Source organism: Bradyrhizobium ganzhouense, from assembly GCF_049949285.1.
In the GTDB taxonomy this organism is placed as follows: Bacteria; Pseudomonadota; Alphaproteobacteria; order Rhizobiales; family Xanthobacteraceae; genus Bradyrhizobium; species Bradyrhizobium ganzhouense.
Window position 1 is genome coordinate 5,020,069 of sequence record NZ_CP181318.1, and the last position, 22,536, is coordinate 5,042,604.

Consider the following 22,536-nt stretch of genomic DNA (forward strand, 5'->3'; position numbering starts at 1 on the left):
GACCGCGCCGGATCGATTTTTTTATGCGCCCGGCACGAACGCCGTAACCTCGATCTCGACCTTGGCACGATCGTCGACGAGGCCGCCGATGTAAAGCAGCGTCGAAGGCGGGAAATTGCGCCCGAGCGTCTCCTTCCAGGCCGCACCAATGCCGGCGCCTGCGGCCTCATATTCGCTGCGGCTGGTCAGATACCAGGTCAGGCGCACGATGTGCTCAGGGCCGGCGCCGGCCTCCGCGAGAAGCTTGATGATCCGCTTCAGCGCGGTCGCGACCTGGGCGGCCATATCAGGCTCGTAATTGCCGGCCTCGTCACCGCCGGTTTGCCCGGCCAGCACGACCCAGCGGCCCGGCCCCTCCGCCACGACGCCATGTGAGAAGCCGCGCGGTTTCTTCCATTCGGCTGGCTGCAGGATACGCATGAGCGGAGATCTCCCGATTTTCTTGTTGATCTGTGCTTGGCTTAGCACGTCGCCGTGCATCGCTGCACCGGCAGATTTGGCCGTTGCAAACGGCGAGGATGTCGCCGATACCGGCCTCCCCCTCCAGTTCGGTCTCCTGCCCCCACACCGATGAGCCCAACACCGTCAAAAACGATGGCCGCACTGTGGATGGCCGGCTGGCTGTCCCTGATGCTGGTCATGGCAGTGGCTGGACGCGAAACCACGCGCGAGCTGAACGTCTTCCAGATCATGGAGGTACGCTCGCTGATCGGCTTCACGCTGCTGCTGCCGATCATCTACCGGGCCGGCGGCTTCAAGGCGGTCGCGACCAAACGTTTGCCCCAGCACCTCGCCCGTAATGGGGTCCATTATTTCGCGCAGCTCGGCTGGTTCTACGCACTGACGCTGATCGGGATTGGCCAGGTCGTCGCGATCGAATTCACGATGCCGATCTGGACCGCGCTGTTGGCCGCGACGTTCCTGTCCGAGCGCATGACCATTTGGAAGATCGCCGCCATCATGCTCGGCATCGTCGGCGTCGTCATGATCGTGCGGCCCGCGACGGGCGAGATCAATCCGGGCCAGTTGATCGCGCTCGGGGCTGCGATCGGCTTCAGCATCTCCATGGCTTTGGCGAAATCGCTGACCCGGACCGAGAGCGCCTTGTCGATCCTGTTCTGGATGATCGTAGTCCAAATGGTCGTAGGCTTGCTGCCGACGCTCTACGTCTGGACCTGGCCGTCAGCCACCGTCTGGGGTTGGCTCTTCGTCATCGGGGTCTGCGGCACTTTCTCGCACTACTGCCTCGCCAGCGCGCTGCGCTATGCGGACGCGACCATCGTCGTCCCCATGGACTTCCTGCGGGTCCCCCTCACCGCGACCGCCGGCTGGCTGCTCTATTCCGAGCGGCTGGACACGTGGACCGTGTTCGGCGCTGCCCTGATCCTGTTTGGCAATCTCTTGAATTTAAAGCCGGCCGCGCCGGTTCCTGCGCGCGCACAGTGAACCGGCGCACGGCCTGAGGCGACAAATCAGAGTGGTCGAGCGTGATTTGGATCACGCTGGAGAGCGCTTCCATCGTGCACACTCGGTCACAGAGCAACGGGTTGGGTGAGTTGGGTGCCTGTCGTTTTTGCCAGCGCGAAGCCGGGCGCTTTCGTGTAAATTCGACGCCAATTTGTTGCTGCCTGTCATTCGATTCTGTTGGGGATTTCAGATGCGCACTCTCACCATCATCGTTTCGCTGATGTGCATGGCGCTGTCGGTCAGCGCCGCCAAGGCCGACCGCCGCGTCGCCTTCGTCGTCGGCAACGGCGCCTACAAGAACGTCGCACAATTGCCGAACCCGCCGATCGACGCCAAGGCGATGGCATCGACGCTGCGCAATGTCGGTTTCGAGGTGATCGAAGGATCCAACCTCACGCGCGACCAGATGACGGAGAAGCTGCTCGACTTCGGCCGCAAGGCGCAGGGCTCCGACGTCGCGGTGTTCTACTACGCCGGTCACGGCATCGCCGTCGGCGGCACCAATTATCTCCTGCCCGTCGATGCCGACATCAAGTCGGAGATGGACGTCAAATTAGGCGCCGCCATCAATATCGACCTGACGCTCGACCAGACCATGGGCGATGCCAAGGTCAAGCTGGTGTTCCTCGACGCCTGCCGTGACAACCCGTTCGCCGCGAAGATCAAGTCGAACTCCGCCACCCGCAGCGTCAATGTCGGCAGCGGGCTCGCCGAGATGAAGTCGGGCGAAGGCACGCTGATCGCGTTCGCCACCGGCCCGGGCCAGACCGCACTCGACGGCCAGGAGGGCACCAACAGCCCCTTCACCCGCGCCCTGATCGACAACATCACCAAGCCCGGCGTCGAGATCCAGCAGGCGATGACCTCGGTCCGCGCTCAGGTCAATGAAGAGACCCACAAGGGCCAGCTGCCCTGGGGCCACACCAATTTGATCGGCGCCGTCTATCTCAACCCGGCGCAGCAGACCCAGCAGGTCGCCAACGCGGCTCCGTCCGCCTCGAGCGTTGCGCCGACGGCTGCGGCCAGCAGCAGCTCCGACGGCGTCGAGCTCGAATACTGGCGCTCGGTGAAGGAAACCAACAAGCCGGAAGAACTCAACGCGTACCTCTCGGCCTATCCGAACGGCCAGTTCAAGGCACTGGCGCTAGCGCGGCTCGCTGCGATCCAGAACGGTCCGTCGACCACAACCCGCAACCTCAATGCCGGCGTCGATCCCGCAACCTTCACTGATGAGGCCAGTCAGCTCACCGAGGATCAGATCGGCCTCGACAAGGGGCAGCGCCGCGATGTGCAGCGCCGCCTCAATGGGCTCGGCTTCGACACCAAGGTGACCGGCGCGTTCAACGACGACACCCGTACGGTGCTCAAGCGCTGGCAGGCGGCCCGCGGCTATCCGTCGACGGGCTTTCTCAACAAGCTCCAGCACAAGGCCCTGCTCGCGGAGATCGTGGCGTCGACGCCGACCGCAAGCGATGACAGCCCGAAGCCGGCCAGACGTGCCCCTGCCCAGGCCCAGAGCGCACCCGCTCCCCGCCACGGCGGCGGCGGTGGCGACGCCGGCGCGGCCTTCATGGGCGGCATCGTCGGCGGCATGATGGGGGGCATGTTCCGCCGCTGAGGCGAGACCAGATCGCAAACTCAAAAGCCCGGCTCGCGCCGGGCTTTTTCGTTGCTAGGCCGTGTACTCATAAACCGTCGGCGATGTCCGCTTTGCTCCGATACCCACCGCCTTTCTGCGACCGCGGCAAATGTCGCGATGGGCCAGCAGCGGTCCTCCGCGGACGGAGGAAGGGACAAAAGCGAACATCAAAAAAGATGTTCGGCGCAATATTTCCATCAAAGGTTTCTTAATCATACGCCCATTACTGAGGGGTGAACGGCCTGCCCACAGAAGCCTCCGATGCGTGGCTGACCACCAATTTCCGGCAAACAAGCGGTAATGAGCGCCATACCCGGGCCAAAACAACCTGAACGGTGGCGGCACAAACTCATCCGCAATCTGCTCTACGGGCGCAATGTCGATCGCGCCGCCAAGGCGCGCGCACGTGTCGGCCTCGCAATGCTGGCCTTTGCTGCGGTCTACGCCATGATCGGCGGGCGGCTCGTGATGTTCGCGATCGGCGCCGACGCCCACAGTGCGCGTCGTGCCGCCTCGCAGGAAGTGGTTGCGACCGCGCGGCCCGACATCGTCGACCGCAACGGTGATATCCTCGCCACCGACGTCAAGGCCGGCAGCATGTTCGGTGAGCCACGCCGCATCATCGACAAGGACGAGGCGATCGAGCTTCTGACCGCGACCGTGCCGGACCTCGACGAAACCGAGGTGCGCGAACGCCTGAAGTCGCGTAAGGGCTTTATCTGGCTCAAGCGCGAGATCACGGCAAAGCAGCAGCAGGAAATCCACAAGCTCGGCATTCCCGGCATCGGCTTCCTGCGCGAGAACAAGCGCGTCTACCCGACCGGCAACGAGGTCGCCCACCTCATCGGTCTGGTCAACATCGACAACCAGGGCATCGCCGGCATGGAGAAGTGGCTCGACAATCAAGGGCTCGCCGATCTCCACCGTGCAGGCTTTGCCACCGACCGCCTGCAGAGGCCGATCGAGCTCTCGGTCGATTTGCGTGTCGAGCACGCGCTGCGCGACGAGCTCTTGAAGGCCAAGGAGAAGTTCCACACCAAGGCGGCCTCCGGACTTGTCACCAACGTCAACACCGGCGAGATCATCGCGATGGTCTCGGTGCCGGATTTCGATCCGAACAATCCGAAGGAAGCGCACGACCCCGACCGCATCAACCGCCTGACCACCGGCGTTTACGAGATGGGCTCGACCTTCAAGGCCTTCACCCTCGCAATGGCGCTCGACACCGGCAAGTATGGTCTCGACTCGCTGTGGGATGCGCGCGGGCCGCTGCACTACGGCAAGTTCGCGATCCATGACGACGAGCCGAAAGGCCGCTTCCTGACCATGAAAGAAGTGTTCACCTTCTCCTCCAACGTCGGTGCGGCGCGGATCGCGCTGTCGCAGGGCGTTGAAGGGCACAAGGCGTTCCTGCGCAAGATGGGGCAGCTCGAGCGGCTGCGCACCGAGCTGCCTGAGAGCGCCTCGCCGATCCTACCGCGGCGCTGGAGCGAGCTGAACACCATCACCATTGCGTTCGGCCACGGCATGGCGGTCGCGCCGCTGCAGGCCGTGATGGGCGTCAGCGCGCTCGCGAATGGCGGCCTGCTGATTCCCCCGACCTTCCTCAAGCGCTCCGAGGAGGAGGCGCGGGCGATCGCCAAGCGCGTGATCAAGCCCGAGACCTCGGACAAGATGCGGTTCCTGATGCGGCTGAACGCAGAGATCGGCACCGCCAAGAGGGCGAATGTTCCCGGTTACTACATTGGCGGCAAGACCGGCACTGCGGAAAAGGTGGTCAACGGCCGCTATGCCAAGAAGCGGGTGCTGACCGCGTTCACTGCCATCCTGCCGGCGGACAAGCCGAAATATCAGCTGCTGATCATGCTCGACGAGCCGCAGCCGCTGAAGGAGACCTACGGTCAGATCGCGTCGGGCTGGAACGCCGTTCCCACCGCGGGCAACGTCATTACTCGTATCGGACCGCTCCTCGACATCGAGCCCCGCTACGACCTGCCGCCTGCGGACCGCCTTATTCTTGCAGCGTCAACAGCGCGTCAGTAGGAAAAGAGCGCGGCAGCGGCGCCTTGATCCGATCTGCTTCAGCCCGTACCTTTGTCGCGCTAGTAGTCTTGCTAATAGTCTTGGGTGAACCAGGGCACCAGCGTCCGGATGCGCGGCATCGCCTGCATTGTAATGGTTGTCCGAGCCATCTCCGCGATGCGCGGCGCCAGCGACGAGATATCTCCGCGGCGGGTCACCAGCAGCAACTCGCGAAAAAATCCAGGACCCGGCAGCGGGAGAGCACTGACTTGGGCGGCGTGAGCCAGTCCCTGCAACAGACACAGCGGTGTGGTGATCGCCACGCCCATACCGGTCGCAACCATCGCGACCAGGCTGTCCGACGTGTCGAACTCGAAGGCCCGTGGCGGACGAACTCCCAAGCGGCTCAGATGGCGCTCGACCTGAGCACCGACATAGGAGCGCTCGCTATACCGGACCAGACGATGCCGGGCGAGGATTTCGCGCAAATCAAGATCGGCAAATTCGGCTTCCAGTCCGCGTGGCACGACGAGCAGGTACGGCTCGCGGTAGAACGGGAAGCGCTCGACGTCATACAGATCGTCCATGGCATCGCAGGTGATCGCCGCATCGATCATGCGTCGCACCAGCGCCTCCGCATGAGAGTGGGCAAGACCCGACCATGCCGACAGGCTTAGCGCAATCGACCCCGTCATGAGCTCCTTGACGAGGTGCGCGCCGACCGTGCCGGCGTAGGAATCGACGAGGCCGAGCCTCAGATCAACACGTTCAGACTGCTCGGCCGCAGCGCGGAGCGTGCTGAGCAGCGTCTCAAAGTCCCGGTTCAGATCAAGAACACGGTCTGCGAGGACGCGTCCTGCCCGGGTCGGCGTGAGCGGTCGGCGGCTACGATTGAAGAACGCGACACCGACCGCGGCTTCGGCACGCCGCACAGCCTGCGACACCGCCGATTGCGTCATCCCAAATTGGCGAGACGCTTCCAGCATGCTGCCGGAGTCCGCGACAGCGGCAACAATCTGGAGGCTTCGCAAATCCGGAGGGTCTGTCGTCATTCCACAACTTAAGCAAAAGTCATTCGAACATGCAAATTTGCTTCATCATATGAAATATACTTGTCGGATAGCCAATCTGGTGGGCAATCTCTGTGCAGTTCCAATAATTGAGCAGCCTCAAGCATGAGCGAGCGAGCGGACATTCTGGTGATTGGCCTCGGCGCGATGGGCAGCGCGACGCTCTATCAGCTGGCCAAGCGAGGGGTGAAGGCGGTCGGCCTCGATCGTTTTGCCCCTCCCCACATGATGGGATCCAGCCACGGCGAAACCCGCATCACCCGGCAGGCCGTCGGTGAAGGCCGCGATTACGTACCTCTGGTGCTGGATTCACACCGGATCTGGCGCGAGCTCGAAGCCGAGACATCCGACCAGCTCCTGAACCCGTGTGGCCTCGTCGTTATGGCACCCGGTATTGGCGAGACGTCGCACCACGGCAAGCCGGATTTCGTCGCACGTTCGATCGCGGCTGCCCGTGACTTCGGCATCGCGCACGAGGTGATTGACGGGCAAGAGGTGGCTCGTCGCTTCCCGCAGTTCTTGAACCTCGAGGGTAATGAGAAGGCCTATTACGAGCCCGGCGGGGGATACGTTTTTCCGGAGCGCTGCATCAAGGCGCAATTGACGCGCGCGGAGCAGCTCGGAGCGGTGATCCGCACAGGGGTCGAAGTTCTCTCGCTCGCGCAGACCGGTTCCGTGGTTCGGGTGGAAACATCCTCAGGCACATTCGAGGCGGCCCAGGTGGTCGTGACGGCCGGCGCCTGGAATGCCCACCTGCTCGGCGCCCCCTTCGATCGTCTCCTCACGGTGAAGCGTCAGGTGCTCCATTGGTACGAACTTGAGGATACCAGCGCCTATCGCGCCAACGCCCCAGTGTTCATCTGGATGCATGGCGCGACGGATGTCGACTATCTCTACGGCTTCCCGCCCCTGCCCGGTGATCGACGTCTCAAGGTCGCGACCGAGCAGTATGAGACCAGTACGACAGCCGATACCATCGATCGCATCGTCGATCCGACCGAGTCGGCCCAGATGTACAGCAAGCACGTCAAGGGGCGGCTCGCCGGCGCTACGCCCCGTGTCGCGCACGCGGCCGCCTGTCTCTACACGGTGACACCCGATCGGGGCTTCATCATCGACCGGCATCCTGAGCAAGACAGGGTCCATGTTGTCTCCGCGTGCTCGGGGCATGGCTTCAAGCACTCAGCGGGGATTGGAAACCTCGTGGCCGGGATGGTGACCGGCGACCGAAGCTCGATCGACCCTACCCCCTTCTCCGTGTCCCGATTTTCGTGACGCATGGCACGAACTTTGTAACGCGAAAGGGTGCGTGCGACGCGTATTGTGATTGCAATCCTGGAGGTGTCATCCGATGAGAAATTTGGTCCGTTCCATGGTGACAGGCGCGGCGGCGCTGCTGATGCTTGGCAGTGCGCAGGCCGCTGATGGCGTCGATGCCATCAAGCAGCGCGGCACGTTGAACGTCGGCGTCAAGGCTGACTACAAGCCGTTCGGATACCGCGATCCCGCGGGGACTATCGTCGGCATCGAACCTGATCTTGCCGCAGACATTGCCAAGCGCCTCGGTGTCAAACTCGAGCTCGTCCCTGTCGCGGCCTCGAACAGAATCGAGTTTCTTCAGCAGGGAAAGATCGATCTGCTGATTGCGACCATGTCGGACAGGCCGGAACGCCGCCGCGTCGTTCAAGCCATCGAACCGCTTTATTACTCCGACTACGTGAACATCCTTCTCAACAAAAAGGCTGGTATCAAGGACTGGGCCGACCTCAAAGGGAAACCCGTGTGTGCAACGTCGGGGGCCTGGTACAACAAGGATATTGCCAAATCCTATGGTCCCGAAATTGTTGCGTTCGACGGCTCGGAGAAGCCTCTGTTCGCCATGAAGCAGGGCAACTGCATCGGCTATGTCTACGACCAGACCTTCCTGCAAGGAAAACTGCTCGAGGACGAGTGGAAGGCGGATTACGATCTGCCCCTGAAGGGTGTCCTGCCTTCACCGTGGATGATCGCCGTCGCGCTCGAGAACACCAGTCTTCAGAAGCTGCTCGAAGACACGACAAAGGATTGGATGAAGACCGGCTTCATCGTGAACGCGGAAAAGAAATGGGGCATTACGCCGACCGAGTATTCGGTTTCCATGCATGAGCAATACAAGGACAAGTAGACGGATGAAGCGGAGCGCCGGACCAGTCTGGCGCTCCGAACGGGTCGAGCCAATGCACTACGAGGCATCGCCTCAACAGCTCGGTGTCGCGCAACATGCAAGCAATCGGCAACTGGTTTCAGCGGCTCTATGAGACGACAGGGCTGAATTTTTCGGTCTTCTACGACGCTTACGACTGGGACCGCTATTTCGCCGGGCTCAAGATGACGCTGCTTTTGAGCGTCACGACCATTCTGCTGAGCCTCATCATCGGCGCTCTCGGCGCCTTGATGCAGGGCAGTCCGTCCCGATTGTTGCGGCTCTGCGTCAATGCATTCGTCGTGGTGTTCCGCAACACCCCGCCCCTGGTCCAGCTTTTCTTCTTCTATTTCGGCCTCGGCACCATGCTTCCGGCCGTCGAGACGGCGGGCATGCGCGTTCCACTGCTGAACAACGTCCAGTGGGCGATCATCTCGCTGTCACTGTTTGCGGCCGCTTTCAATGTCGAAATCTTCCGCTCCGGCATTGAAGCGGTGCCGAGAACGACATTGGAAGCCGCGGAGGCGCTCGGATACACGCGCTTCAAAGCGTACGTTCATATTGTCCTCCCGCTGGCCATTCGCGTCTGCCTGCCAGCGCTGAACAACAACCTCGTCAACCTGCTCAAGACGACCACACTGGCCTACGCGATCGCCGTTCCCGAAACACTGTACGCGGTCAAGCAGATCTGGTCGGAATCGCAGAACGTCTTCGAGATGATGATGGTCTTGCTTGCGACCTACGGCATCCTTGTCGGCATCCTCGTCTGGTTGATGCATCGCTGGGAGCGGGCGATGCGCATTCCCGGATATGCGCGATGAGCAACGCCGAGCCCGAGCACAGGCTTGCCGTCCTTCTGCCGTACCGTCTCGCGCCGACCCGGATCTCCATTCGGATCAGCCCGCTGTCCGCTGCGATCCTCTGTTTCTGCGCCATCATGGCTGCATCCACCGCGTGGGCGCAGAGCGGACCGACGACGCTGTCGCCGCTGCAGATCATCTTGAAATGGTCGCCGCTGCTGTTGCGGGGATTTGCCTTCAACATCCTGATCTCGCTGCTGGCCATGCTGCTGGGAACCGTCGCCGGGCTCGGCCTGGGCCTGGCCTTGTTGTCGGAGTTCCGGCCCCTCGCCGCCGTCAGCTGGCTCATCACGCAATTCTTCCGCAACGCGCCCTGGCTGGTGCTGCTGTTCTTCGTGATGTTTCTGGTTCCTTTCCAGGTCATCATGTTCAAGACGACCATCCCCTTGCCGGACTGGATCAAGGCGACAGTCGGATTCGCCCTGCCCGTCATGGCCAACGTCGCCGAGGTCGTGCGTGGCGCCGTTCGCTCCATTCCATCGACGCAATGGGAGGCTGCGGAATCGCTCTCGTTCACGCGACGCCAGACGATGTGGCTGATCATGCTGCCGCAATGTATCAAGCGAATGCTGCCGCCCTGGATGAATGTCTATGCGCTCGTCGCGATGTCGACGGTCCTCGCATCGATCGTCGGTGTTTCGGAGATGCTGACGCTGACCGCGCAGGTGCACGCTGCCGAGGGCGGCAGACCGGAACTGTTCGCGCCGCTCTACGGTTTCGCACTGCTGTGTTTCTTTCTCTACTGTTATCCGATCAACCTCTGGACCGCTCGTCTAGAGCATCGGTTCCGCGTGCGCTGAGGGAGAAGAGCATGACCACGAGCTGGACTCCGGATCAGCCCATCGTTGAATGCATCGACGTCAGAAAATCCTTCGGCGCGCTCGAAGTCCTGAAAGGCATCAGCCTCTCGGTTAGGAAGGGCGAGGTCATCTGTATCATCGGCCCGTCCGGATCGGGGAAATCCACGCTGATCCGGTGCATCAATGCACTTCAGCCGATCTCGTCCGGCAGCATTCAAATCGAAGGCATTGAGGTGACCGATCCCAGGCTCGACAAGCTGGCGCTTCGCCGCAAGGTCGGGATGGTATTTCAGCAGTACAATCTCTTCCCGCACAAGACCGCGCTGCAGAACGTGATGATGGCGCCGATCCATGTTCTCCGCCAGGATCGAGCCGAGGTCGAAGCGCGCGCCCGGGCGCTGCTCGCCAAGGTGCGGCTCGCAGGGAAGGAGGACAGCTATCCCGGCGAACTCTCCGGCGGACAACAGCAGCGCGTGGCGATTGCCCGCTCGCTGGCGATGCGACCGGACATCATGCTGTTCGACGAAGTGACCGCCGCTCTTGATCCGGAAACGGTCAAGGAGGTGCTGGTCACGATCCGAGAGCTGGCCGAGGACGGGATGACCTGCATCCTCGTCACCCACGAAATGAACTTCGCTCGCGAAGTCGCCGACCACGTCTACTTCACCGATCGCGGCGTGATCGTCGAGCACGGACCTCCGGACACATTGTTCACGGCGGCCAAGGACGAGCGAACCCAGCGGTTCCTGTCGCAGGTCCTCTGAATTCGCAGGCGACGGTTTTCGGGCGCCCCGGCCCGGCGCTGGCGCTACTTGCCCGCGGCCTTGCGCAGCGCCTCGTTGATGCGGTCCTGCCAGCCGGGGCCGCCCTCCTGGAAGAACTCCAGCACGTCCTGATCAATGCGCAGGGTGACCTGCTCCTTGATCCCCGGCGCCACGTTCGGCTTCGGCGGAGCCACGGCGACCTTGGCGGTCACCTTCTTGAATGCTGCCTCGGCCTCCGACCGCACATCGCCCAGCGTGCGCGGCCGTCTCGGTTGATCCGCCATCTCTCAGATTCCTTCAAACAGAGCCGTCGAAAGATAGCGCTCGGAGAAGGACGGCACGATAGCCAGGATGGTTTTTCCAACAGCTTCCGGCCGCTTGCCTATCTCAAGCGCAGCCGCAATCGCAGCACCTGAGGAGATGCCGCCCGGAATACCCTCATGCCGCGCCAATGCGCGCGAGGCCTCGATCGCGGTCGTCGAGTTGATCTTCAAGATCTCGTCGATCACGGAGCGGTCGAGAATGTCGGGCACGAAGCCCGCGCCGATGCCCTGGATCTTGTGCGGCGTGTGCTGGCCGCCTGACAGAACCGGGCTCTCCTCGGGCTCGACCGCCACCACGCGCAACGACGCCTTGCGCGGCTTCAGGACCTGACCGACACCGGTGATGGTGCCGCCGGTGCCGACGCCGGCGACGAAGAAGTCGATATTGCCTGATGTGTCGTTCCAGATCTCCTCCGCGGTGGTGCGGCGATGCACCTCGGGATTGGCGAGGTTCTTGAACTGCTGCGGCATCACCGAATTCGGCGTCGTCTTCAAAAGTTCTTCGGCTGCGGCGATCGCGCCTTTCATGCCTTGGGCTGCCGGCGTCAGCACCAGCTCGGCGCCGAGGAACGCGAGCATCTTGCGCCGCTCGATCGACATGGATTCCGGCATCACCAGCTTCAGGCGGTAACCGCGCGAGGCCGCGACGAAGGCGAGCGCGATGCCGGTATTGCCGGAGGTCGGCTCGATCAGCACGGTGTCGGGCTTGATGATGCCGGCCTTCTCCATGGCGATGATCATGGCCGCGCCGATGCGGTCCTTCACGCTTGCGGCCGGATTGAAGTATTCAAGCTTTGCCAAAATGGTCGCGTTGACGCCGTGCATGCCGGGCAGCCGGCGCAGGCGCACGATCGGCGTGTCGCCAAAAGCCTCGACGATCGAGTCATAGATCCGGCCGCGGCCGGGTTGGTGTCCTGCACCCGTCTTGGACGATGCGTCCATGATCAACTCCCTGTTACGACGATTCGTGGCGTCCCCGTGCGTCTGGATCGCATGACCGTCAACGTCCGTGCAATCACAATAGCAACACGCGCGATCGACTTCCATCAGCGATGTCAATTTCACATTCGCACGGATACTCAATCGGTTGCAGACATTTTCAGGTGTCTCTCCGCGACCGCGGAGGCAGTATGCGCGACACCTGCTGACCGCTTCCGCGTTGAGACAACCTGCGATGAATGCCCGATCTGAAATGACTGCATCAGCTCAGCTTGGCTGTGAAGTAAACATCTGAGGAGGGTCCCATGTGGAAAACCCTGGCGGTCGCCCTGCCGCTGGCCGTCGTCGCATACGCAGGCGGCGCCAGGTTTGGCGGCCAACCCGCGCACGAGGCATCTGAAATGATGATGCCCGAGCTATGCGGCGACGAAGCGCCTTTCATGGCTGAAAACCAAACCGCGATGCATCGGATGATGAGCGACATGGATATCGCTCCATCAGGCGATGTCGATCGCGATTTCTCCGCCATGATGATCCCGCACCATCGCGGTGCGATCGCGATGGCGCAGGCCGAATTGCGCTACGGCCGAAACGAATCCCTGCGGCGCATCGCCCAGGAGATCATTGTCGATCAGCAGCAAGAGATCGCCGTCATGCGCCTTGCGTTTGATCCGGCGCCGCCGCCGTCGACGGCAACGGCAGCTTTGGTTCGCAGGTAAGAGGAGGACACGCCATGAAGCGAATTCTCGCGCTCACAACATCGCTTTGCCTGTTGGGTTATTTGGCGACACCGGGCTGGAGCGGTCAGGCGCCGGGGCCCTCAGCCGCGGCCGACATTCCGGTCAGCCATCATGACCGGGTCTATGCCGCCGAGCAATTCTCCAACACCGTCTCGGTCACCGATCCCGCCGACAACAAGCTGCTCGGCATCATCAGGCTCGGCGCGCCCTCACCGCAGAACTTCAGTCCGCTCTACCGGGGACAGCTGCTGGTGCATGGCATGGGATTCTCACCCGACCATCGTACGCTGGCCGTGGTCTCGATCGGATCCAACTCCGTCACGTTCATCGACACCGCGACCAACATGGTCAAGCACACGACCTATGTCGGCCGCTCCCCGCACGAAGCCTTCTTCACGCCCGACGGAAAGGAAGTCTGGGTGACCGTGCGTGGCGAGAACTACGTCGCCGTACTCGACGCCGTCAGCTACGAGGAGAAGACGCGGATCGTGGTGGCGAACGGACCGGGGATGCAGATCTTCTCTCCCGACGGCAAATACGGCTATGTCTGCTCGTCGTTCAATCCGGAGATCGCGGTCATCTCTGTGGCCGATCATGCCATCGTCGGCAAGGTCGCTCAGGCAAGCCCGTTCTGTCCTGATCTCGCAGCGACGCCTGATGGAGCGCAGGTCTGGTTCACGCTGAAGGATACCGGCAAGGCGCAAGTCTTCGACGCCCGGCCTCCCTTCAACCTGCTGAAGACGTTGGACACCGGCCCAATCACCAACCACGTCAACATCGTCCGTAACGCGAATGGGCAGTTCGCCTACATCACCGTCGGCGGCTTGAACGAGATCCAAGTCTACCGCACCGACGACTTCACCAAGGTTGCGACCGTTCCGGTCGGCAGGCTGCCTCACGGCATCTGGCCGTCCGGCGATGGTTCGCGGGTCTATGTCGGGTTGGAGAATGACGACCAGCTCACCGCTATCGACACGCTCACGAACCGTGTCATTGCAAATATCCCGATCGGCCAGGCGCCCCAGGCCGTCGCCTATGTGCCCGATGCAGTGCCGACGGCGCGCGAGTCCGGCAACGCTGCCATGAGCGTCATGGACGATACGGCCAGTCCCGAAGCCACGAATTTGCAGCAGCTCGGCATTGCCGGCCAGGTTGCGCAATTCGCCATGGCCCAAGTCGGTCAAGCGCCAGAACGTGCAAAGGCGCTGACCAGTGTCAGCTTGTTCGACCAGGGCCTGTCCCAGGTGTTGCAGGCTGCAGCCACAGGTCTCGAACCGAAGCACGCCTACGTGCTGGCGCTCGCCACGCATCCCGACGGCAGCGGTGAGCTCGAACCCTTGGCCGCCTTCATGACCAACCCGGCCGGATCGGCGATCGTGAACGCGCTGGGTCCGATCCGTCAAATTGTGCAGAGCGACACACAGGACGCGCGTCGCTATCTCGTCATCGCGCCGGGCTCCATGACCGAGATTGGAAAACCGGTGCAGGTCCAGGCGCCCTGAGCGGCCTGACACGACATCCCATCAACGGAATGTCATCTGGCCCATCGCAATGCACACTGTTGTTTGCGTTGCGATAGAGACGGAACCAAAGCAAAGAAGGTGTCGAAGCAGAAGCAATTACGAAAAATCAACGCATTTGTGTTGCGACCTCGTCAACTGATTCTGCTTATGTTAGACTTAGGTCTCAAAGCAGGGGTCTAAGCAGGGAGGTCACCACGATGTCAGCAGTCGCTGAAGTGTTGTCGACCGTAGTGCAGAAGCGCGATCCGCGTTGCAGCGAGTTGCCCACCTGTCCCGTTTGCGCCGACTCCATGGTCGCCGCCGAAGCTTCCGCCTATGTCTCGGACCACATGATCAGCTATCTCTGGACCTGCGACACATGTGGCTATGGCTTCGTGACCAAGCACGCCGTCAAGCAGCGGATCGTTTGCAACTGATCTAGCGTGGGGCGATGTCGCCCCTCGCCCAGTCCTCACGCGTACGCCGGTAGAACTCCTCGAACTTTCCGTGTGCGATCGCGTCCCTGATGCCCTGCATCAGGAACTGGTAGTAAGCGATATTGATTTCGGACAGCAGCATCGCCCCCAGCGTCTCGCCCGCTTTGACGAGATGGTGCAGGTAAGCGCGCGCGTAGTTGCGCGCCGATGGCCATGAGCTCTCCTCGTCGAGCGGGCGCGTATCGTCGGCGTGGCGCGCGTTGCGCAAATTGACCTGGCCGAAGCGCGTGAAGGCCACGCCGTGGCGGCCATTGCGGGTCGGCATCACGCAATCGAACATGTCGACGCCGCGCTTCACCGCCTCGAGAATGTCGTCCGGCGTGCCGACGCCCATGAGGTAGCGCGGCCGGTCGGTCGGCAGTGCCGGCGCGGTCTCGTCGATCATCGCCAGCATCACCGCCTGCGGCTCGCCGACGGCAAGGCCGCCGATCGCATAGCCGTGGAAGCCGATCTCGACGAGGCCCTGCGCGCTGGCATGGCGCAGCTGAGGAATGTCGCCGCCCTGCACGATGCCGAACAGCATGTAGCCGTCGGGCGCGCTCTCGAAGGCCCGCTTGCTTCGCTCGGCCCAGCGCAGCGACAGAAGCATCGCGCGCTCGATGTCGTCGCGCTCCGCCGGCAGCCGCACGCATTCGTCCATCTGCATCGCGATGTCGGAGCCGAGCAGGCGCTGCACCTCGATCGAGCGCTCCGGCGACAGCTCGATCTTGGCGCCGTCGATATGCGAGCGGAAGGTGACGGCGTGCTCGCTGATCTTGCGCAGGTCCGACAGCGACATCACCTGGAAGCCGCCGGAATCCGTCAGCATCGGGCCGTTCCAGCCGGTAAATCGCTGCAGGCCGCCAAGGGCATTGATGCGTTCCGCGCCGGGACGCAGCATCAGATGATAGGTGTTGCCGAGCACGATGTCGGCGCCGGCATCGCGCACCTCACGCCAGTGCATGCCCTTCATGGCGCCGGCGGTGCCGACCGGCATGAAGGCCGGGGTCCGCACCACGCCATGGGGCGTGGTCAGGCGGCCGGTGCGCGCCGAGCCATCGGTGGCGAGCAGTTCGAAATGATTGGGTAGACCGGTATCAGGAAGACTCATGGCGGTGCTTATTGCGTGTCGGGACAAGTCGATCAACCCGCCCGGACCGCGATGCCCCAGACTGGGACACCGCTGACGCGGACGTGATATTGGCCACGCTTGATGAATAAAACGATACAGTATAGTTTAGTAACGGGGACTGGACGAGACGCCGCGGCAAATTGCCGGCGGCCGTAAATGCGTGATCGTCAGCCACCGACAGATGCCCCTCCCCAATTGCTCGACTGACATATCCAGCCCCCAAGATGGCCGGACAAAGCGCACAGGCGCCCGCCTGACCAGGTCGCTGGCCCTTGCGTGCAGCCTGGTGCTCGCCGCCTGCACCTCGCTCCCCCGCACGCCCTATACGGCGGCCGATGCGAGTGCTTCGCGCGTGCTCGATATCGACGGCCTGCGGCGCTACGCCGACGAGCCCATCACGAAATTCAGCTTCGAGCAGGACAAGACCACTGGAAGCAGGAACTATCTGGCGCTGTCCGGCGGCGGCGCCGATGGCGCCTACGGTGTCGGCGTGCTGAACGGCTGGACTGCGGCTCGCAACCGCCCGGCATTCTCCGTCGTCTCGGGCGTGAGCACCGGCGGCCTGATCGCGCCCTTTGCCTTCCTCGGATCGCAATACGACGACACGCTTCGAGAGCTCTACACTAGCGGCATCGCCGAAAGCCTGTTGAACGATCCCAGCATCATACGCGTGTTGTTTGGCTCCGGCCTGTTCGGCAATACGCGGTTGCGCGAGCTGGTGGCGCGCTATGTCGGGCCGGAGATCATGGCGCAAGTCGCCCGCGAGAACGCCAAGGGCCGACGGTTGCTGGTGGTCACCACCGATCTCGACACCCAGCGCACCGCGATCTGGGACATGGGCAAGATCGCCGCGGTCGGCACGCCCGAGGCGCTAAAACTGTTTCGCGACGTGATGGCGGCGTCCGCCAGCATTCCCCTGGTGTTTCCGCCGATCCTGATCGAGGCCGAAGGCCAGGGCCGCCGGTTTCAGGAGATGCATGTCGATGGCGGCGTGACGGCGCCCGTGCTGACCTTGCCGGAGGCCCTGCTGTTCCAGGGGCGCCTGCCGGGCAACGCGAAGATGGACATCTACATCCTCGTCAACAAGAAGATCGAACGCAACTTCGAGCTCGTCGCCAACAGCACGATCGATGTCGCTTCACGCAGCCTGTCCTCGATCACGCAATCGCAGACGCGCTCGATCATCTTCTCGACCTATGATTTCGCCCAGCGCAACCACCTCGGCTTCCATCTCTCCTACATCGAGCGCGATTATCCGGCGCCGCCGTCCGAAGGGTTCGACACCGGCTATATGCGGGCGCTCTATCAATACGGATACGAGAAGGCGGCCGGCGGCCAGGCCTGGACCTCGCGGATGCCGTGATATCCGCGCGGCGGAACGACGTTGGTTGGAGACCGTTGACGATATGGCCAATTCGGCCAGAATCGCGATGACGCCCCGGTTGCTGCGCGTTATACAGCAATGCACACTGGCACGACCGCGCAGGAATCATTGGGCATATCATTGGGCATGGGATTGGTTGCGACCAAGACAAGATCGGCTGCACCACGCCGCGGGGCCTCGAAATCGCGCGGCGGCAGGCCGACCAAGAGTGCTGCGATCGAACGCGATCAGCGGCTGATCGAGGTCGCCACCCGCCTGTTCCTCGATCGCGGTTTTGATGCGACCTCGCTCGACGCGGTGGCGGAAGCGGCTCGCGTCAGCAAGCCGACCGTCTATTCCCGTTACGGCGACAAGCGCGGGCTGTTCACGGCGGTGCTGAGGCGCGAGATTGCGCGCTGGCTTGCGCCGCTGTCGGCTGCAGCCGAGACGCAGCTGGGCAGTTCGTCCGACATTTCGGTCGAGCAGCGGCTGGTGGAGATCGGGCGCGAAATGCTCAATTTCACCTGCGGGCCCGACGCCATGGCGTTCAGCCGCATGATGACGTCGCAAGCCATCAACTTCCCCGACATCGCCAAGCTCGGCAAGGAAGAAGGCTGGCTCAAGGCCGTCGCCACCACCGCGCGCTTCTTCGACCATCTGGTGGCGCAAGGCGCGCTCGATGTCGACGACACCACGATCGCGGCTGAAGTGTTCCTCGACGTCGTCGTCGGCCACACGCACCGCATGGCGACGTTCGGCACGCCGATGGAGCTCAAGGCCGCTGAGAAGCGGATGCGCGCGGCGATCAAGCTGTTCCTGGCCGGCGCGATTGGACCTGCCGACCGCGTACAAGACTCCAAAGCCTCCCAACGGCGCCGCCCTTCCCGCTGACATTTCCGTGAGACTGGCCATCCGTCCCCAGCAAGTGACGGTCTTTCCGTTGACCCAAATAAAACGATACGGTATGGTTTTGTTATTGGCTGATCCGGACCCGCTTTTCTTAACCAGCCCCAAAAGCGGCCCGGACTACGATCGCTTCGACGGGTACAGCCCGTCGCAGCAATCGGCGGCCGACCGCTGCCCGTGGTCGGCCGCGCAATTCTGTCCAAGACGATCCAGGCCAACGGCCGATAAGACACGGCTCTCAGCATGGAGATGAACGAGATGCGCGCTCTCAAAGGCTGCACACAGATTTTGGCGATCGCCCTGTCGGGGCTGCTCATCGCAGCGCCGGCCCGTGCAACCGTCTCCGCGGGCAGCACACCCACCGCCCTCCACAACGAAACAGATGGGGACGCCGAGGCCGACCGCCAGGCGGTCAGCCGCGAAATCGAGCGCTTCCGCAGTTCGTCGATCTCGATCAGCCAAGCCATGGCGATTGCGGAGGCCCGGCACGCCGGTGCCATGACCGCGGATGTCAGCTTCGACGGCGGCTCGGGCGTGCCGGTGTACCGGGTCAAGACGCTGCACAACGACCGGATCTGGCGGCACACGATCAATGCCGCGACCGGCGAATTCATTGGCGGTGAGGCCGCCCTGCCCCTGACCGAGCTTGATCTCGAGGATCGGAACAACCTTGCAGCACTCGGCAGTGTCCGGCACCACCTGACGGATGCGGTGCGGGTCGCCGAGCAGGCGGCGTCCGGCAAGGCCATCAGCGGAGGGTTGGTGCGCGAGCGCGGGCGGCTCAATTTCGCGATCGTCGTCGTCAGCGGCGACGACCTCAAGGAGGTCATCCTCGAGCCGCCGGGCGCACGGGGCAAGTAACGCAGGCCACAATCCCGCCCAAAAGCCATTGACGGGCGCAAGACTCTCCCGCATAAGTCGCCACCATGTTCACGGCTACCAAACGCACCACCAAAACCACCACGGCCTTCGGGGCCCGGGGAGGCGTGCGCGCGTAGTCGTCGACTAGAACGCAATCAGCTCTACCGAAGCCCCGCCCAAGATGGTCCGGGGCTTTTTTGTTGTCTAAATCGATCTCAATGGAGGACACAGTGAGTAACGATCCCGTCGTCGCGATTGTCGGCGTCACCGGTGCGGTTGGCGCCGAATTCATCGCCACCATGGACAAGCGCGGCTTTCGCATCAGTAAGCTCAAGGCGCTGGCCAGCGCCCGCTCGGCCGGCAAGACGGTGTCATTCCGTGGCGAGAACGTCGTCATCGAGGAACTGACCGAGCGCGCCTTCGAAGGCGTCGACATCGCGCTGTTCTCTGCGGGCAGCGGCATCTCCAAGAAGTTCGCGCCTGTTGCGGTCAAGGCCGGCGCCGTCGTCGTCGACAACTCCTCCGCCTTCCGGATGGACCCGAACGTGCCGCTGGTGATTCCCGAGGTCAACGGCAACCGCATCCGCGACCACAAGGGCATCATTGCCAACCCGAACTGCGCCGCGATCACCGCACTGGTGCCGCTCTGGCCGATCCACCAGAAGAACTGCATCAAGCGCGTCATCATCTCGACCTATCAGGCAGCTTCCGGCGCCGGCGCCGCCGCAATGGACGAGCTGGTCGAATCCACCCGCGCCAATCTCAACGGGCAGGTCTATACGCCCAAGGTGATGCCGCACCCCTACGCCTTCAATCTCTTCAACCACAACACCGCGGTCGATCCCGAGACCGGCTACAACGACGAAGAAACCAAGGTCATCAAGGAAACCCGCAAGATTTTTGAGGACGAGAAGATCGCCATTGGCGTGACGTGCGTCCGCGTGCCGGTGCTGCGCGCCCATTGCGAGGCCATCACCTTCGAATGCGAAAAGCCCATCACCGAGGACCAGGTTCGCGCCATCATGGCGCAGGCCCCCGGCGTGAAGGTGGTCGACGATCGCGTGAAGAATTACTTCCCGATGCCGATCGACGCTTCGGGCCAGGACGACGTCCTGGTCGGTCGCATCCGCAAGGATCTCAGCGACCCCTCAGGGCATTCGATCTCGATGTTCGTGGCGGCGGATCAGCTGCTCAAGGGTGCGGCGCTGAACGCGGTGCAGATCGCAGAGCTGTTGCCGCAGCGGGTGATGGCGTAACGCGCCCTCGACCCGTCATCCTGAGGTGCGAACTCTACGGCGCAATTGCGCCGTAGAGCGAGCCTCGAAGGATGAACGGCCGAGATGCAGCAGCGGGGCCGTCGCCCTTCGAGGCTCGCCGAAGAGGCGAGCACCTCAGGGTGACGGTGATAGGGCGGCGCTTGTTGCTTATGCCCGCGCCCGAAACAGCAAACACGCATCCCCGTACGAATAGAACCGATAGCCGTTCGCGATCGCGTGCGCATAGGCCTGCTTCATCGTGCCCAAGCCGGCGAACGCCGACACCAGCATGAACAATGTCGACTTCGGCAAATGGAAGTTCGTCATCAAAATATCAACCGCGCGGAAGCGATAGCCGGGCGTAATGAAGATCGAGGTCTCGGCAGTGAACGGCTGGATCTTGCCGTCTTCGCTCGCAGCGCTCTCCAGCAGCCGCAATGACGTGGTGCCGACAGCGATGATGCGGCCGCCGTTTTTTCGCGCAGCGTTGAGCCGGTCCGCGGTCTCGGCCGAGACCGTGCCCCACTCGGCATGCATCTTGTGACCGTCAGTATCGTCGACCTTGACCGGCAGGAAGGTCCCTGCCCCGACATGCAGCGTGATGCGGTTGATGCCGACGCCGCGTGCGCTGAGCGCCTGCTCCAGCGCCGGCGTGAAATGCAGGCCCGCGGTGGGCGCGGCGACCGCGCCTTCATTGGCCGCGAACATGGTCTGGTAGTCGGCGAGATCCTGATCGTCAGGCGTACGCTTGGAGGCGATGTAGGGCGGCAGCGGCGGGCTGCCGAGATCGGCGATGGCCTGGTCGAGCGCCGGACCGTGGAACGAGAATGACAGCGTCACCTCGCCCTCGGCGCCCTTGGCCTCGACCTCGGCGTCGAGATGGCCGAGCAGGCAGACCTTGCCTTCGTTGCCGAAGCGGATGCGGTCGCCGGCCGTGAGCTTCTTCGCCGGCTTCACCAGTGCCTGCCAGCGCGAGCCGTCGAGACGCTTGATCAGCGTCGCCTCGATCTTCGGCTCGGTCTCGCGGCCGATGCGGCGGCCCTTCAACTGCGCCGAAATCACCTTGGTGTCGTTGACGACAATCTGATCGCCAGGCTTCAGCCATTGCGGCAGGCTGGCGATGGTCTGGTCGCGCAGCCCACCGTCCTCCACCACCAGCATCCTGGCGGAGTCGCGCGGGCTCGCCGGGCGCAACGCGATGCGCTCGGGCGGCAGGTCGAAATCGAAGAGGTCGGTGCGCATGTCCAGGACTTGTCATCGCCCGCGCAGGCGGGCGATCCAGTACTCACGATCGTAGTCTTAACCACCGCTGGCGATTACTGGATGCCCCGCCTGCGCGGGGCATGACACCGGTAAAGCCGCTTACTCCTTGTCAGCCGCCATCCGCGCCTTGACGATCTTGTCCGGGTTCTGCACCGGCTCGCCGCGCTTGATCTTGTCGACGTTCTCCATGCCCTCGGTGACCTTGCCCCACACCGTGTACTGGTTGTCGAGGAAGCGGGCGTCGTCGAAGACGATGAAGAACTGGCTGTCGGCGGAATCGGGGCTCGCCGCACGCGCCATCGAGGTCACGCCGCGCACATGCGGCTCCTTGTTGAATTCGGCCTTCAGCTTCTTGCCGGAACCGCCGGTGCCGGTGCCGTGCGGGCAGCCGGTCTGCGCCATGAAGCCGTCGATAACGCGATGGAACACGATGCCGTCGTAGAATCCTTCGCGGACCAGCTCCTTGATGCGCGCGACATGGCCGGGCGCCAGGTCGGGCCGCATCTCGATGGTAACGGGGCCCTGTGTGGTCTCGAGGATCAATGTGTTTTCGGTGACGCTCATGCTCGTCTCTCTTGCGTTGGGGGTGAAGTCTTTCTGTTGCGGAACTGGATCGCGAATGGACGTCCCGCGGCGGCGCCGGCCATTGCATCGGTAAATGGCATCGGCGTGCAGCGTTGCAACGCCTCCATCACCGCGATCCGGTATTGCAGCCGATCGCTGTCGGAGGCCTCCGCGGATTCATAGGTAATCCTCGGATGGCCCAGAATGTTTCCGGACCGGTTAAAGCTCACGACGACGGTGATGTCGAGTGGGCGAGCCTTACTGGGCGCCGGCGGCTTCCAGCAGGTCCGCAGGTGCTGGAAGACGTCCTGGATGGTGTTGACCGGCGCATCCTCTGCGGCCGCATTGGTGATGCCGACCAGCAGCGCCGCGGCAGCGAGCAGGAGCCTGTCGCCACGGCGCGCCAT

23 protein-coding genes are annotated in these 22,536 nt (G+C 63.0%); 15 read left to right on the plus strand and 8 right to left on the minus strand.

Annotated features, from left to right (window positions below; all coding sequences use genetic code 11):
- Positions 1–21: 21 nt before the first annotated feature.
- The gene (locus tag ACLFLU_RS22980) at positions 22–420 is read right to left on the minus strand and encodes a RidA family protein (RefSeq protein WP_426407141.1); all 399 of its coding nucleotides are present in this window, start codon (positions 418–420) and stop codon (positions 22–24) included.
- A gap of 150 nt (positions 421–570) precedes the next feature.
- Here ACLFLU_RS22980 and ACLFLU_RS22985 point away from each other — a divergent pair, with 150 nt between their 5' ends.
- The 3 genes from ACLFLU_RS22985 (at position 571) to ACLFLU_RS22995 (ending at position 5,149) form a co-directional block, all read left to right on the plus strand.
- Positions 571–1,446, plus strand: a complete 876-nt coding sequence (locus tag ACLFLU_RS22985; RefSeq protein WP_426407142.1) for a DMT family transporter — start codon at positions 571–573, stop codon at positions 1,444–1,446.
- 211 nt (positions 1,447–1,657) lie between these two features.
- Complete coding sequence (locus ACLFLU_RS22990) at positions 1,658–3,085, plus strand: caspase family protein (RefSeq protein WP_426407143.1); 1,428 nt, start codon at positions 1,658–1,660, stop codon at positions 3,083–3,085.
- Between the two features lie 321 nt (positions 3,086–3,406).
- Positions 3,407–5,149 (plus strand): peptidoglycan D,D-transpeptidase FtsI family protein, encoded by a 1,743-nt coding sequence (locus ACLFLU_RS22995; RefSeq protein WP_426407144.1) that lies wholly within the window; start codon positions 3,407–3,409, stop codon positions 5,147–5,149.
- Positions 5,150–5,220: 71 nt separating this feature from the next.
- On the opposite strand, the gene ACLFLU_RS23000 is transcribed toward ACLFLU_RS22995, so the two are convergent.
- Positions 5,221–6,114: a LysR family transcriptional regulator gene (locus ACLFLU_RS23000; RefSeq protein WP_426407145.1), complete on the minus strand. Its 894-nt coding sequence runs from the start codon at positions 6,112–6,114 to the stop codon at positions 5,221–5,223.
- A 189-nt stretch (positions 6,115–6,303) separates the two neighbouring features.
- On the opposite strand from ACLFLU_RS23000, the gene solA reads away from it, so the two are divergent.
- The 5 genes from solA (at position 6,304) to ACLFLU_RS23025 (ending at position 10,804) form a co-directional block, all read left to right on the plus strand.
- Positions 6,304–7,473 (plus strand): N-methyl-L-tryptophan oxidase, encoded by a 1,170-nt coding sequence (gene solA, locus ACLFLU_RS23005; protein ID WP_426407146.1) that lies wholly within the window; start codon positions 6,304–6,306, stop codon positions 7,471–7,473.
- A 76-nt stretch (positions 7,474–7,549) separates the two neighbouring features.
- Positions 7,550–8,362, plus strand: coding sequence for a transporter substrate-binding domain-containing protein (locus ACLFLU_RS23010; RefSeq protein ID WP_426407147.1), 813 nt, complete (start codon positions 7,550–7,552; stop codon positions 8,360–8,362).
- A gap of 95 nt (positions 8,363–8,457) precedes the next feature.
- On the plus strand, positions 8,458–9,201 hold the full coding sequence (locus tag ACLFLU_RS23015) for an amino acid ABC transporter permease (protein WP_426407148.1): 744 nt from the start codon (positions 8,458–8,460) through the stop codon (positions 9,199–9,201).
- The gene (locus tag ACLFLU_RS23020; RefSeq protein ID WP_426407149.1) at positions 9,198–10,040 is read left to right on the plus strand and encodes an amino acid ABC transporter permease; all 843 of its coding nucleotides are present in this window, start codon (positions 9,198–9,200) and stop codon (positions 10,038–10,040) included. Before ACLFLU_RS23015 ends, ACLFLU_RS23020 begins: the two co-directional genes overlap by 4 nt.
- An 11-nt stretch (positions 10,041–10,051) precedes the next feature.
- Positions 10,052–10,804, plus strand: a complete 753-nt coding sequence (locus ACLFLU_RS23025; protein WP_426407150.1) for an amino acid ABC transporter ATP-binding protein — start codon at positions 10,052–10,054, stop codon at positions 10,802–10,804.
- Positions 10,805–10,848: 44 nt separating this feature from the next.
- Here the strand turns inward: ACLFLU_RS23025 and ACLFLU_RS23030 are convergent, their stop codons facing one another.
- Together ACLFLU_RS23030 and cysK are read right to left on the minus strand one after the other, a co-directional pair.
- Positions 10,849–11,088: a BrnA antitoxin family protein gene (locus tag ACLFLU_RS23030; protein ID WP_426407151.1), complete on the minus strand. Its 240-nt coding sequence runs from the start codon at positions 11,086–11,088 to the stop codon at positions 10,849–10,851.
- Positions 11,089–11,091: 3 nt separating this feature from the next.
- On the minus strand, positions 11,092–12,069 hold the full coding sequence (gene cysK, locus ACLFLU_RS23035) for a cysteine synthase A (protein ID WP_426407152.1): 978 nt from the start codon (positions 12,067–12,069) through the stop codon (positions 11,092–11,094).
- 302 nt (positions 12,070–12,371) lie between these two features.
- On the opposite strand from cysK, the gene ACLFLU_RS23040 reads away from it, so the two are divergent.
- The 3 genes from ACLFLU_RS23040 to ACLFLU_RS23050 all read left to right on the plus strand — a co-directional run bounded on the left by ACLFLU_RS23040 (position 12,372) and on the right by ACLFLU_RS23050 (position 14,745).
- A complete protein-coding gene (locus ACLFLU_RS23040; RefSeq protein ID WP_426407153.1) occupies positions 12,372–12,785 on the plus strand; it encodes a DUF305 domain-containing protein in 414 nt (137 codons plus the stop codon).
- 14 nt (positions 12,786–12,799) lie between these two features.
- Entirely contained in the window at positions 12,800–14,308 is a 1,509-nt protein-coding gene (locus ACLFLU_RS23045; protein ID WP_426407154.1) for a YncE family protein, read from the plus strand.
- Between the two features lie 218 nt (positions 14,309–14,526).
- The gene (locus tag ACLFLU_RS23050; protein ID WP_426407155.1) at positions 14,527–14,745 is read left to right on the plus strand and encodes a hypothetical protein; all 219 of its coding nucleotides are present in this window, start codon (positions 14,527–14,529) and stop codon (positions 14,743–14,745) included.
- A 1-nt stretch (position 14,746) separates the two neighbouring features.
- On the opposite strand, the gene tgt is transcribed toward ACLFLU_RS23050, so the two are convergent.
- Positions 14,747–15,895: a tRNA guanosine(34) transglycosylase Tgt gene (gene tgt, locus ACLFLU_RS23055; protein ID WP_426407156.1), complete on the minus strand. Its 1,149-nt coding sequence runs from the start codon at positions 15,893–15,895 to the stop codon at positions 14,747–14,749.
- A gap of 304 nt (positions 15,896–16,199) precedes the next feature.
- Here tgt and ACLFLU_RS23060 point away from each other — a divergent pair, with 304 nt between their 5' ends.
- The 4 genes from ACLFLU_RS23060 to ACLFLU_RS23075 all read left to right on the plus strand — a co-directional run bounded on the left by ACLFLU_RS23060 (position 16,200) and on the right by ACLFLU_RS23075 (position 20,302).
- The gene (locus tag ACLFLU_RS23060) at positions 16,200–17,279 is read left to right on the plus strand and encodes a patatin-like phospholipase family protein (protein WP_426414050.1); all 1,080 of its coding nucleotides are present in this window, start codon (positions 16,200–16,202) and stop codon (positions 17,277–17,279) included.
- 147 nt (positions 17,280–17,426) lie between these two features.
- Complete coding sequence (locus ACLFLU_RS23065; protein ID WP_426414051.1) at positions 17,427–18,170, plus strand: TetR/AcrR family transcriptional regulator; 744 nt, start codon at positions 17,427–17,429, stop codon at positions 18,168–18,170.
- Positions 18,171–18,443: 273 nt separating this feature from the next.
- Entirely contained in the window at positions 18,444–19,046 is a 603-nt protein-coding gene (locus ACLFLU_RS23070) for a PepSY domain-containing protein (protein ID WP_426407157.1), read from the plus strand.
- A gap of 218 nt (positions 19,047–19,264) precedes the next feature.
- Positions 19,265–20,302 carry an aspartate-semialdehyde dehydrogenase gene (locus ACLFLU_RS23075; RefSeq protein ID WP_426407158.1) on the plus strand — a complete coding sequence of 346 codons (1,038 nt, stop codon included), beginning with the start codon at positions 19,265–19,267 and terminating at the stop codon, positions 20,300–20,302.
- A gap of 168 nt (positions 20,303–20,470) precedes the next feature.
- On the opposite strand, the gene queA is transcribed toward ACLFLU_RS23075, so the two are convergent.
- The 3 genes from queA to ACLFLU_RS23090 all read right to left on the minus strand — a co-directional run bounded on the left by queA (position 20,471) and on the right by ACLFLU_RS23090 (position 22,536).
- Entirely contained in the window at positions 20,471–21,544 is a 1,074-nt protein-coding gene (gene queA, locus ACLFLU_RS23080) for a tRNA preQ1(34) S-adenosylmethionine ribosyltransferase-isomerase QueA (protein WP_426407159.1), read from the minus strand.
- A 120-nt stretch (positions 21,545–21,664) separates the two neighbouring features.
- A complete protein-coding gene (locus tag ACLFLU_RS23085) occupies positions 21,665–22,129 on the minus strand; it encodes a peptidylprolyl isomerase (protein ID WP_426407160.1) in 465 nt (154 codons plus the stop codon).
- Positions 22,126–22,536, minus strand: a complete 411-nt coding sequence (locus ACLFLU_RS23090; RefSeq protein ID WP_426407161.1) for a hypothetical protein — start codon at positions 22,534–22,536, stop codon at positions 22,126–22,128. The genes ACLFLU_RS23085 and ACLFLU_RS23090 overlap by 4 nt, the downstream gene beginning before the upstream one ends.